This window comes from Pseudoalteromonas sp. XI10, from assembly GCF_001469895.1.
GTDB lineage: Bacteria > Pseudomonadota > Gammaproteobacteria > Enterobacterales > Alteromonadaceae > Pseudoalteromonas.
In genome coordinates, this window is the sequence record NZ_LOPY01000006.1 from 1 (window position 1) to 12385 (window position 12385).

The 12385-nt window shown below is 41.8% G+C and carries 11 protein-coding genes, 3 tRNA genes and 1 rRNA gene; 9 read left to right on the forward strand and 6 right to left on the reverse strand.

The window, feature by feature from the left end; all coding sequences use genetic code 11:
- Positions 1-179 precede the first annotated feature (179 nt).
- A 5S ribosomal RNA gene (rrf, locus tag AUR67_RS00335) occupies positions 180-294 on the forward strand.
- A gap of 592 nt (positions 295-886) precedes the next feature.
- Here rrf and AUR67_RS00340 read toward each other — a convergent pair.
- From AUR67_RS00340 to uvrD, 4 genes are all read right to left on the reverse strand, one after another.
- Positions 887-1735: a CZB domain-containing protein gene (locus tag AUR67_RS00340; RefSeq protein WP_055199374.1), complete on the reverse strand. Its 849-nt coding sequence runs from the start codon at positions 1733-1735 to the stop codon at positions 887-889.
- A 67-nt stretch (positions 1736-1802) separates the two neighbouring features.
- Positions 1803-2927, reverse strand: coding sequence for an ABC transporter substrate-binding protein (locus tag AUR67_RS00345; RefSeq protein WP_152996448.1), 1125 nt, complete (start codon positions 2925-2927; stop codon positions 1803-1805).
- Positions 2890-4959: a GNAT family N-acetyltransferase gene (locus AUR67_RS00350; protein WP_058583695.1), complete on the reverse strand. Its 2070-nt coding sequence runs from the start codon at positions 4957-4959 to the stop codon at positions 2890-2892. Before AUR67_RS00350 ends, AUR67_RS00345 begins: the two co-directional genes overlap by 38 nt.
- A complete protein-coding gene (gene uvrD / locus AUR67_RS00355; protein ID WP_058583696.1) occupies positions 4937-7102 on the reverse strand; it encodes a DNA helicase II in 2166 nt (721 codons plus the stop codon). Before uvrD ends, AUR67_RS00350 begins: the two co-directional genes overlap by 23 nt.
- Before the next feature lie 259 nt (positions 7103-7361).
- Here uvrD and AUR67_RS00360 point away from each other — a divergent pair, with 259 nt between their 5' ends.
- Both AUR67_RS00360 and AUR67_RS00365 read left to right on the forward strand, forming a co-directional pair.
- Positions 7362-7586 (forward strand): hypothetical protein, encoded by a 225-nt coding sequence (locus tag AUR67_RS00360; protein ID WP_054554878.1) that lies wholly within the window; start codon positions 7362-7364, stop codon positions 7584-7586.
- A 122-nt stretch (positions 7587-7708) separates the two neighbouring features.
- Positions 7709-8077 (forward strand): YacL family protein, encoded by a 369-nt coding sequence (locus AUR67_RS00365; protein ID WP_058583697.1) that lies wholly within the window; start codon positions 7709-7711, stop codon positions 8075-8077.
- 32 nt (positions 8078-8109) lie between these two features.
- Here the strand turns inward: AUR67_RS00365 and AUR67_RS00370 are convergent, their stop codons facing one another.
- Entirely contained in the window at positions 8110-8739 is a 630-nt protein-coding gene (locus AUR67_RS00370; protein WP_058583698.1) for a peroxiredoxin-like family protein, read from the reverse strand.
- 133 nt (positions 8740-8872) lie between these two features.
- On the opposite strand from AUR67_RS00370, the gene AUR67_RS00375 reads away from it, so the two are divergent.
- On the forward strand, positions 8873-9493 hold the full coding sequence (locus tag AUR67_RS00375; RefSeq protein WP_058583699.1) for a dUTP diphosphatase: 621 nt from the start codon (positions 8873-8875) through the stop codon (positions 9491-9493).
- Here the strand turns inward: AUR67_RS00375 and yrfG are convergent, their stop codons facing one another.
- Positions 9494-10150, reverse strand: a complete 657-nt coding sequence (yrfG, locus tag AUR67_RS00380; RefSeq protein ID WP_058583700.1) for a GMP/IMP nucleotidase — start codon at positions 10148-10150, stop codon at positions 9494-9496.
- Between the two features lie 61 nt (positions 10151-10211).
- Between yrfG and nudE the strand changes: the two genes are divergently transcribed.
- From nudE to AUR67_RS00405, 5 genes are all read left to right on the forward strand, one after another.
- Positions 10212-10784: an ADP compounds hydrolase NudE gene (nudE, locus tag AUR67_RS00385; RefSeq protein ID WP_171040476.1), complete on the forward strand. Its 573-nt coding sequence runs from the start codon at positions 10212-10214 to the stop codon at positions 10782-10784.
- Entirely contained in the window at positions 10777-11574 is a 798-nt protein-coding gene (cysQ, locus tag AUR67_RS00390) for a 3'(2'),5'-bisphosphate nucleotidase CysQ (RefSeq protein ID WP_055021754.1), read from the forward strand. The genes nudE and cysQ overlap by 8 nt, the downstream gene beginning before the upstream one ends.
- A gap of 240 nt (positions 11575-11814) precedes the next feature.
- Positions 11815-11891: transfer RNA gene (locus tag AUR67_RS00395), tRNA-Met, on the forward strand.
- A 44-nt stretch (positions 11892-11935) separates the two neighbouring features.
- A tRNA-Met gene (locus AUR67_RS00400) sits at positions 11936-12012 on the forward strand.
- Between the two features lie 46 nt (positions 12013-12058).
- Positions 12059-12135 (forward strand) — tRNA-Met (locus tag AUR67_RS00405).
- Positions 12136-12385 lie beyond the last annotated feature (250 nt).

Consider the following 12385-nt stretch of genomic DNA (forward strand, 5'->3'; position numbering starts at 1 on the left):
AAGTGGTGCGAGCCATTAAGCTAACCTGTACTAATTACCCGTGAGGCTTAACCATACAACGCCAAACGCGTTTTATGACAGCGTAACAAACAGAAGTTAAGACACTAAAGTAGACATTTACTTGATATCAGCATTCCGAATTTTAGTTAATTGCCAAGGCGATTAACGAACCAAATTTGCTTGGTGACAATAGCGTTTTGGACCCACCTGACCCCATGCCGAACTCAGTAGTGAAACGAAACAGCGCCGATGATAGTGTAGCAGCTGCTATGTGAAAGTAGGTCATCGCCAGGCTCCAAATAAGAGAAAGCCCGATTCGAAAGAGTCGGGCTTTTTTGCGTTTTAGCTGTCAGCTTTCAGCCGTCAGACGTCAGCTGAACTGTGGGGTTGTCCTGTAAAGAGTCACCCTCAGCAACAAAATCCTGTAGGAGGCACTTCAGTGCCGAATCTAGACTATAACAACCACATTCATGGCTAAAGCCATTCCTACGTGATGCATATCTCAGATGTCAGTTGAGCTGTGTGGTTGTTTAGTACAGAGTCACCCTCAGCAAGAATACCCGTAGGAGGCACTTCAGTGCCGAATCTAGACCATAAAAACACATTCATGGCTAAAGCCATTCCTACAAGTACACTTTGCCTAGAACCTAGAACCTAGAACCTAGAACCTAGAACCTAGAACCTAGAACCTAGAACCTAGAACCTCCAGCAGAGGTAGACGCAGCACCAAACACTTCCACCGCGCGGCTGATCGCTGATCGCTGACGGCTGAAAGCTGATAGCTCTTCTGTGATGTGTTGGGTTTCGCTCCGCTCTACCCAACCTACGCCAGACCTTTCAACTTTCCCCTCACTAACTTTACTCTTTCAAACTCGCTAACTAGCGACTAAAAAAGCCCATACTCTTCGGTTTCTTCTGCTTCGTGGCGCATGAGGTGCTCTGGACGGAAGATGGCACTTGGGTCTAATAATAAGCTGTGTTTATGCTTCATTTTAATTAGTCCGCGCATCATGTTTTTAGTTTGCGGATCAACATCAAAACCAACCGAGGTAAGTTGGTCTAACGGTTTGATGTCTTCTTTTTTTACGTTGATGTTGTCTTCTACTTTGTCGACTAGAAGGCCTATATGAGGTGTTACGCCGTCTTTAGTAGTGAAGATGATGATTGGCTTGTAATCAAGAATGATCTGCTCACGTGCCGATTCAAACAGCCTAATAAGTTGGTTGAATGTTTGGCGTTTTTTCTCTGCAAACAAGCTAATTACCTTATCGTGAGGTTGGCTTTTTTGCAATTCTAATAACTCACCAGCCATGGCATGTAATTCTCGGTGTGGCTTATCAAACTTGGCTAAGATGCTTTGTAAGTCTTCGTTATCGGTTTCGAAGTTGTTATACCAACGACCAAAGGCACATTTGTCTGGATCTGTGGCTTTTGTAAAAGGCGCACCTGTTACTAAGCTATTTTCTAAGGCATCTAGCCAATCTAAATGGTCTTTCTCTCTTTCGACTAAAAGGTCGGATAATTCGGCATTGGTTTCTTTGGTTGAGTGATTGTTTAATACAATTCCTAAATCAAAGATAGGCGTTGGAGTTTCCATATAATCTTTAACTCCAATGAAGCTTTTATTTTCATTTGGCAACGACGTTAAGTTTCCTTCGTAACGCTCGGTTAGAAGAATATCGAGAATTTTTAGTGAAATGGTCTTTTGGCCAACTCGAAAATTAATCAGATCCATATTTCCCTCAAAGCCTTGTTAAGTCTCTATAGCATAGAACATTATTGTAATTTAGTCGTAGTTTAACCTAATTACTTTTAAAATATGAGCGGTAGATTTTTTTGTTATTTCCAGATGTGTGAGTGTTAAATAGATCAGCGAAATCTGATGTATCAGTAAAGAGTCGATTTAGCTCGGTCAGTAGGCATTGATTGTTTAGTGGTGTTGGGCATTTTTGGGCAGCGCTAACCAATGCAACAGCATTCAAATAACCTTCAAAAATAATTCTATTTGCACTAGTGTGATAAGGCTCTATATCTTCAATAAATTGCTTACACCAAGGGTTTTTACAATTATTTGGGTCAGGTACCACTTCAGTGACCATTATGTTGGCGGGCTGCTTAATTCGCTGATATAAATCATGACTCGATACGAAAGACACCGAAGTATAGTCTGGGTTGAAGCTTTGTTTGTTTGCAGCATTAATAAATTCAGCGAGAGGCTCGTAGGTGCCGACTAAACAAATTGCGGTTGCCTTACTTTCTTTTAGAAGCGCTAAAGCTTTTGAAATATCATCACTATTGCGCTTAAACCGTGCGACTTCTACAGGTTTAATACCATGTGTTTTTAGGGCGTTAACGAGATTGCTCTCTACCATGTAACCAAACTCATCGGCTTGGATCATTAAGCCAATTTTTTCATGCTTACGCTCTTTAACTAGGTAGTTAATTTGCTCTATGGCTTCATCTTGGTAGCTCGCACGAAGATTAAATACATTCGGCATTGAGCTGTTATGTAAAAAGTCAGCGCCTGTAAATGGCATGAGAAATGGAATTCGGTGTCTATCTAGTAGGGGCTTAATTGCATGAGCTGTTGGCGTGCCCATAGAGCCAAAAATCGCATGGATCTTTTGGTCAAATAGAAACTCGCGGGTATTCACTACGGTATTTTTTGGCTCATAGCCATCATCAGCTAAGATCAGATCGATACTTTGGCCATTAATACCGTCTTCTTTGTTGATTTTGTTAAAGTAAATATTACTGCCAAGCGCTAGCTGTTCACCTATTTGCTTAGCAGGTCCAGTCAGTGCCGTCGACATCCCGAGTTTAATGGTAGGTTGTTCGTGTTCAGCTAAAGCTAACTGAGATAGTAGCAAGGCATAAAAACATAAACACTTAATGGCTGTTATTTTGAAGTGATTTATAGTGAGCATACCAACCTTGCACTGCGGTTTTGAACTGTGAGTCTAAGTCTTTTTTACCTGTAAAACCGGCTTCTTCGATCAAGCTATTTACAGAGGTTTGCTGTAATACTAGTCGAATAAGGATGAATTTTGTATGTTCATCTAATAAATTTAGACTAATTGGTGTGCTCCAAATCATTTGCCATAGCAATGGCTGTACTTGGAAGAGGTTAATATCACCGTTTAACAGTCGCTCAGCTCTTGTATTTAAGGCAGAAGGTAAGTCAGTTTTTGGTAAGCCTTTGAATAGTTCTGCAATAAGCTGCCAAGGAAGTGAGCTAAAGTGACCAAGGAGTTGCAAAGACAGGTCTTGTTTAAACTCTTCTATTAAGAGTGCTACGCTATCAGTCGTCTGCTTTTCTAACGCTTTAATCACTAAAGCAGCATGTTCAGCCGTTGCTTTGTCATGACTAAATCCAAGCTTAACAATACTAAAGCCATTACTTTGCCAAAAGTTAACTAACGCTGCATTTGCGCCAAAGCTGGCACCAAAATAACTGCAATTATTTAATTGGCTTTCGCAGTAGTTTAACAGGGCTGAGCCAATACCTTGTTGATGACGTTCAGGTGCAACTGCTATTCTCACTACTCTCGCTGAGCGTTTACATAAGTCTTCTGTATTTCGGCTCAATTGAGTCAGAGTTTGCGCCATTAAATGACCATGAGGCCTGCGCTTTCCTTTTATTACTTGCTCTGCGATTTCTGGTGCTAAGCCACCCTCAATAGCGATTAAGCAAACGGCTTTTAAGGCATTTTCTTGTTTGCAGATCGATAGCTGTAACTCTGGGGCATCAAGCAATTGGCGTAAGTCATTTACTGTGGTTTGGTAGTGAGCCAGCGCCAGTAGCGCCATAATTTGGCTAAGCAGCTGCTCATCATCAACAAGTTGCTCTTTGCTTATGTTTTCAAATTGGTAAGACTTACTACTCTGCGTATCTAGGTACTTTGCATCGAGAAGTAATAGTTCGCGTAGGCTATTTTCGAGAGAGTCATGTTTAGCAAAACGAATTGGCTCATCCAAAGTAATAGTCTTTAGCGATTTATATTGGCTACGTAAGTAATGTAAAAAACGTAACGTGTAACCACGCCCATTTCCTTCATAACCAACCATAGTGCTAGCAAATACGATTCGTGGATAACTTTTTAGTATCTCTAATAGCATAGGAACCGGAATCGCCGCTGCTTCATCGACAAATAACAGATCGCAATCAGGTTTTTCATGTAGCAGTATATCTGGCGCAATATAGCTAAGGTTAGCTAGTTCCTTACAGTTTAGTTCTTTGCTAACACCAAGCTCAGTGGCTAAATGCTTAAAACTTGTTTGTACGGATTTGGCTTGGGTGGCACAAATGAGGATTCTTTTATCTTGAAGACTTGCTGCTGCAATCCCTAAAGCAGCTGACTTACCACGACCTCGGTCTGCACTGATCACAAAAGGACGATTAGCGCGCCCTGTTGCGGTTTTAATAATTTGCTCAACACATGCTTGTTGTTGCTGATAATTTATCTCAGCAGTTGCTGGCGATACTGATTGGTAAGCAGGGAGCGAGTGCTCAGTAAAATAATGTGGCTGCAACTTTAGCTTGGCGAATAAACGCTGATTAAAAAAGCTGTGTTTAATCACTTGGCCATAAGAGGTAATACTTGTGAGTGCAGGGTCTTGCCACTTGCGGTCATCGGGCAGCAACAGTATCAGTACACCACCTGCTTTTACGGTACCGGCAAGCGCTGCGAGTTTATCGGCATATAAGCCGCTAAAACCATCAAAAATTGCGTGTTGAAACTCTTGGCCAAGAATTTGGTGAGCATGTTTTGGAAACTTACTATTTGCTAATAATGAGCTGCTACTGAAAACATAGCTATTATTAAGCGCTAATTGGTTTGCAAACTTATAGCACCAAGTTTCGCTGCCTTGCACAATGACAAGCTGGCGATGCTTTGCAATCACCAGCTCATTACACAGTGCTGTTAAGTACTCATTATAAGGCTTGAAGTCTTGCATACTGTGTTACAAGCCATTTGCTGCCTAGGTCATCAAAGTTCACTTGAATACGTGACTGTGCGCCGCTCCCTTCGTAATTGAGTACGGTTCCTGCGCCGAACTTGGCGTGTAATACGCGTTGCCCTAAGTTAAAGCCGCTATCTTCAAATGCGGCATGTGTTACTGATGGACTAAATCGACCTGCCGCAGGCGGTCTTGAAACCTGTGTTTTAATTCGGATTTCTTCGATACAGTCTTCAGGCATTTCACGTAAAAAGCGTGATGGGCTATGGTATTTTTCTTGTCCGTATAAACGGCGACTTTCTGCATGGCTAATATATAGTTTTTCCATCGCGCGAGTCATACCAACATAGCAGAGGCGGCGTTCTTCTTCTAAACGACCAGACTCTTCATTACTTTGTTGTGATGGGAACATGCCCTCTTCAACACCAACCATAAATACCAATGGGAATTCTAGGCCTTTTGCTGAGTGTAATGTCATCATTTGCACTGCGTCTTCGTGCTCATCAGCTTGGCCTTCGCCAGATTCTAGTGAGGTATAAGCCAAAAATCCCTGTAGTGGTGAGCTGAACTCTTCATCTTCAGGGAGTTCGTATTGACCACAAGCACTAATAAGCTCTTCTAAGTTTTCTACGCGGGCACGGCCTTTTTCACCTTTTTCAGCTTGATACATTGCCATTAACCCTGAGGTTTGAATGGCATATTTCGCTTGCTCTTCTAAGGTGAGATCGCTGATTTTATCTTCGATATGCTCAACAAGTTCTAAAAATTTAGTGACGGCACTTGCTGCACGGCCAGATAGGTGCTGCTGCTCGATAATCGCTTTTGCGGCATACCAAAGTGGCAATGACTCATTTCGCGCGCAATCACGGATATGGCTTAGCGTTTTATCACCAATGCCGCGGGCAGGAGTGTTAATAACGCGCTCGAAAGCAGCATCATCTTGACGGTTACCCACTAAACGTAAATACGACAGTGCATCTTTGATCTCTTGACGTTCGAAGAAGCGCATACCGCCGTAAATACGGTATTTTAAGCCTTCTTGTAGCATTGCTTCCTCGAGTACACGAGATTGCGCATTGTTACGGTATAAAATGGCGGCGTCTTGTAATGCATTACCCGCATTTAGCCAGCTACGTAGTTTACTGCTAACAAAGCGCGCTTCGTCTAATTCATTAAACGCAGCGTAAACAGAAATAGGCTCACCATCATTGCCGTCTGTCCAAAGGCTTTTACCCATGCGTTCAGCATTGTTCTTGATCAGCGCATTTGATGCTTTTAAGATTGTTGCCGTTGAACGGTAATTTTGTTCAAGGCGAATGGTTTCGGCTTCGAAGTCAGTTAAAAAGCGTTTGATATTCTCAATTTTTGCGCCACGCCAGCCATAGATACTTTGGTCATCATCACCTACGATCATAATACTGTTGGTGTTACCTGCGAGCAGTTTTAACCAAGCATACTGAATAGTATTGGTATCCTGGAACTCGTCTACCAGCATGTGGGCAAAACGCTGTTGATAGTGACGTAAAAGAGTAGGGTGATTCTTAAGTACTTCGTAGCAGCGCAGTAGTATTTCTGCAAAGTCGACTAAACCTGCACGGTCACAAGCCTCTTGATATGCAGCATAGACTTTTAGCATCATTTGCTCATTAATATCGTAGGCTTGAATGTCTTTAGGGCGCAGACCTTCATCTTTTTTCGCGCTGATATACCAACCAAATTGTTTTGCTGGCCACTTTTTATCATCGATGTTCATCGCTTTAAGTAAGCGTTTGATCATGCGTTGTTGATCGTCAGAATCTAAGATTTGAAAGCTTTCAGGCAAGTTCGCTTCACGGTGATGGGCGCGTAAAATACGATGAGATAAGCCGTGGAAGGTACCAATCCACATACCACCAACCGGTGCTTTTAACGTTTCTTCTACACGGGTACGCATTTCTTTCGCGGCTTTGTTAGTGAAGGTTACCGCAAAGATGCTGTATGCAGAAGCTTGCTCAACTTGCATGAGCCATGCGATGCGATGAACAAGTACTCGAGTTTTACCAGAACCTGCACCTGCAAGTACCAGCATATTTTGCAATGGGGCTGCGACTGCATCCCGTTGTTTGTCATTTAAGCCATCGAGTAATTCAGAAACGTCCATCGTTACGCCTTTTCAATCTATAATGGGTGGAGTATAACAGGTGTTTATGCAAGGCTAAATAAAATACTGTTTTTATAAACAGCTATTTTGGCAAGTCATTAAAATTGCAGTATAAAAATTGTGAATTTGACCGATTTTTAGCAAAAAGAACTAAAATTAAAATAACGCTACTTTTTAACACTTTGATTTGTAAGTCATAATAAGTTGGCATAAAGTGTGATTATAAAAAGTATAATCATTAAAAACTACAGAGGTTAGTATGGCAGAGCAAGGTTCTGGCGGTAATGTAATCGCAGCAATATGTAATATCTTTTTTCCCGGTTTAGGGCAATTGGTACAAGGTCGTTTAATGGCGGCTATTGCATTCTTTTTAGCATGGGTTATTAGTGGTGCACTAATTTATGTGGCAGTTGGTTTTATTCTACTGCCAATCGTATACCTATGGGCGATTATTGATGCTGCACGCTTCAAATCGCGACTCTAGCTATTTTAAATAGCATAAACACGAGCGCCATGTTGGCGCTCGAGTTGTTTTAAGACGACTAAACTCGCCACGTTTAGCTGCAAACGGTATAATTAGCAGATAACGTATTAAGAGTACCCTCCATGGAATATCAATTTATCCGCGACCCTATTAGCGGTTTACGCATTAAAATTTCCTCTGAACACGCCATCATAGGCCGTTGGCTAAACGAAGAAGTCGGAAAAGAAAAAATCGCGATGGTGCAAGCGTTGATCTCTGCTGTTAAGAGTAGTCATGAGCCTTTAACCTTACAAGGTCAAGAAATTGATTTGATCTTAAGTAAAGACGAAGCGCTGTTCGAAGCACATGCATTACATCAAGACAACGAAGACTTAGTTGCCTACCAAGATGATGACTTAATGCTTGAAGAAGAAGGCTTATGCAGTGGCTGTGGCTTTGAAGATTTTGTTGATTTAATTGAATCTTGGCAAGAATTTACACAAGGCCGATAAGCAGAAGCATATTCTGCTTATCGGTTGCTAATTTATTGCTCACTCACTGATTTAACAGCGGCTAGTAATAAATCTTCTGTTAAGCGTACTTTGTAATTTGGGTTGGCGTATTGAAAATGAACTAACCCATTTGTATCTATCACGAATACTGCTGGTACTGGCAGTGCTACTTTCGGCTCACCTTCTAACGAGACAAAGTTAACCCCAAGCTTATTGCGGTAAATCTTTGCTGTTTTGTCATCTAAATAAAATGCTAAACCTAACGTTTGCGCCAAAGTAAGGCTGTCGTCAGAAAGCAATTGATAACTAGGAGCTGTAATTTTTGTTTCAGCGAGTTTTTCAGGGCTATCTGGTGAAACGGCAATTAGTTGCGCGTCTAAGCTTGCTAATTCTTTCTCTATTTTTTGCACGCTGGCCAATTGTTTTGAACAATATGGGCACCAGCCACCACGATAAACAATCAGCACGGTAGTTTTTTCTTTAAAGCGCTCAGCTAGCGAGACGGTTTTACCGTATTGGTCTTTCAATTCAACATTTGGCACCGTTAAGCCCGGTAATAACGGACTAACTTGCTCTGCTGATTCGGCAATATTGGTTGCAGTTGCAGCGATAACGTGGCTTGATAGTACAAACAGTGCACTAATGAGTAGAGATTTAAACATGGGCTTCCTCGGTTATTTTTATCAACTGCAAAGATGACCTGATTGTTGCGGGATTTATTTCATCTTTACCTACATCAAACTCAAATTTAACTGTAGTATATAGGCAAATAAAAAATGCAAGTTGGGATAAAGAATGTCTGCTAATTTAAAAAAACTCGTTGTTATGCTCGAGATGCAAAATGCGATGAATACCAAAGTTCATGAGCAATGGTTTAGCCAAGGTTTTGAATGGTATCGTGCAATTTGGGTTGAGTGTGCTGAAATGCTGGATCACTACGGTTGGAAGTGGTGGAAGAAACAAACCCCAGATACAGAACAAGTTATTTTAGAGTTAGTTGATATTTTCCATTTTGGTTTATCTTTACGCATTGATGGTGAAACTAGCTATGAGCAGTTAGCTGCGAAACTTGAAGCTGAGTTAAGTGCGCCAGTTCAAGCCGATGACTTTAAACAAACACTCGAATTATTAGCCGCATCAGCTGTTGCTGAAAAGAGTTTTAATGCCGCTGCATTTGCAGGTTGTATGGCGCAAATCGGTATGGATATCGATGATTTATACCGTGGCTACGTTGGTAAAAATACCTTGAACTTTTTCCGCCAAGATCATGGCTACAAAGACGGTAGTTATATCAAAGTGTGGAATGGCCAAGAAGATAACGAGCACTTAGTTGAAGTGGTAAAAAGCCTAGATACAGAGCATGCAGATTTTGCAAAACTAGTATATCAAGGCTTAGAGCAGCGTTACCCGAAGTAATCATTCAACGGGTATAAGCTCGCGAAAATCGATGGTTGATAAAAAGCCATCGAACTGCTTATGTGGTTGCTGACTGTCTGGGTTGGCAACCGCAAGAATATGGCCGATACCAAACTCTTTTGCCGCATCTAGCACGGCAGGGCTGTCATCCACAAATAAAGTCCTTTCTTTATCAAACTGCCATTCTTGATGTACTTGTTGCCATAATGGTTGATGCTCTTTACTCACGCCATATTGATGAGTTGAGATCACACCATCTAAGTAATTATCGATAGCAGTATGTTCAAACTTTAACATAGCACAATCTGGGTGCGCGTTAGTAAGCATGATCAATTGTTTGCCTGCTTTTCTCAGTTCAGTTAAGAATGGCGGAACATCTTCACGAATTCTGATTAAATGTTGAATGTCACGTTTCAGCGCCATAATTGGTAAATCAAGTTGTTGTTGCCAATAATCTAAGCAGTACCAATTAATTTGTCCGTGAACTTGTTGATAACGATGTAAAATATCAGCTTTTGCTGCATCTAAGCTGATTTTATGTTTACGTGCATATTGCTCGGGAATAACGGTTAGCCAAAAGTAATTATCGTAATGCAAATCGAGTAGGGTGCCATCCATATCTAACAACACAGTATCGATTTTTGACCAATTTAACATAGGCAATTCACTTTAAAAGATTTATGATGAGCATAACTGCCATGATAGCAAATTAATGCCAATGACACAGAAAAAGCATCCTACACCACCGCAAATTTTGTCTAATGAAGTTGTCGCTAAAAGTCGACTATTTACTGTTGAATCTCTCGAATTGAAGTTCTCAAATGATGAGCAAAGGCAATACGAAAGAATTCGTGGCGGTGGCAGAGGGGCAGTTATGATTGTGCCAGTAACGGCCGATAACGAACTGTTATTAGTGCGAGAATATTGTGCAGGCACCAATGATTATCAGTTGGGTTTTCCAAAGGGCTTAATTGACCCAGGCGAAACACCACAGCAAGCTGCAGACCGTGAGCTGAAAGAAGAAGTTGGTTTTGGTGCTAAGCATTTCGCTGAACTTAAAAAAGTCAGCATGGCGCCGAGTTACTTTAATGCCACTATGCATATTTTATATGCTGAAGATCTCTACCCTGAAACCTTACCTGGTGATGAGCCTGAACCGCTTGTCGTTGTAAAATGGCCAATAAGTGATTGGCAATCATTATTGCAACAAGAAGACTTTACTGAAGCACGAAGTGTCGCAGCTTTGCTATTATTAACAAAGTACTTAGAGTCGGGAGCGGGCAATGAATGATTTTTTAGAACCGTGTATTCGGTTAGCTGAGCAAGCAGGCGATGCCATTATGGCCATTTATCAGCAGGATGATATTGGTGCTGAGCAAAAGTCAGATCATACTCCGGTCACCAAGGCTGACTTAGCATCGAACGATGTATTAATGGCTGGTTTGAAAGCCATAGCCCCTGATATTCCAATTATGTCAGAAGAAACACCCATTCCGGCGCTGGCAGACAGAAAAGATTGGCACCGTTATTGGCTGCTTGATCCTATGGATGGTACAGGGGAATTTATTCTAGAAAGCGGTGATTTTGCAGTTAATATCGCTTTAGTTGAAAATAATCGCCCAGTACTGGGTGTTATCCATTGGCCAGCGAAACAAGTGACTTATTTTGCTAGTTATCAAAATGGCGCATTTAAACGTGAAAATGGCCAAGATCAGCAAATTTCGGTAGCAACACCTGATAATTTAACCTTAGCTGTAAGCCGCAGACAAAAAATTGAAGCGGTCAGCCAGTATTTAAATACTCAGTTTGCGACGGTGGCATTAGGCTCATGTTCATTAAAGGCTTGTATCATCGCAGAGGGTAAAGCTGATTGTTTTTTACGTATCGGGCCAACGGGTGAGTGGGATACTGGGGCGTCACAAGTGATTGTAGAAGAAGCTGGTGGCTGTATAACCGATGCTGAATTCAACCCGTTAACTTACAATCAACGAGAAAGCACAGAAAACCCTGACTTTATTGTGATGGGTCACCCTGATTGGGAGTGGCAAAAAATGATTAGTCCTCATCAGCGTGCTTTTTAGCTTTGTTTTGTGTGCTTTTTGTTCGTTTGAGTTAAATTTGTCACTATAACCCTTGATTTCTAATCTTATTGCTATATGATAGCGCTCTCTCTGAAACAGGGCAGCAATAACATGCTTATGTTACTCAGAGATTACAGGTGCGGGATAGAGCAGAATGATAAATCATTCGTCGGACTCGCTAATACCTGAAGTCGAAGGTCGTCGGTTTAAATTCGGCTTCTGGGACTCTAAACATACAGGCGCGGGATGGAGCAGCCTGGTAGCTCGTCGGGCTCATAACCCGAAGGTCGTCGGTTCAAATCCGGCTCCCGCAACCAACTTCTTAAATTAAGTGAGAAGTAAAATAAACTTAATATTCAGGCGCGGGATGGAGCAGCCTGGTAGCTCGTCGGGCTCATAACCCGAAGGTCGTCGGTTCAAATCCGGCTCCCGCAACCAACTTCTTAAATTAAGTGAGAAGTAAAATAAACTTAATAATTTCAGGCGCGGGATGGAGCAGCCTGGTAGCTCGTCGGGCTCATAACCCGAAGGTCGTCGGTTCAAATCCGGCTCCCGCAACCAACTGAAATTAAAAATTAATATGTAATACTAGACACGCTAAAGCGTGTTTTTTTATGCCTGAAATTCAGGTTCAGAGCCCGAAGGTCGTCGGTTCGCTCTCAAAATTCACCCGTTCATTCTACGGGTAGGTTGGTTTGAGCGTAGCGAAACCCAACACAATCCATGTAAACCTTTTCTTTAGTAAACCCAAACCACCATAAAGCACTCCCACGATTAGGCTTGACCTAGCACCTAGCACCTAGCACCTAGC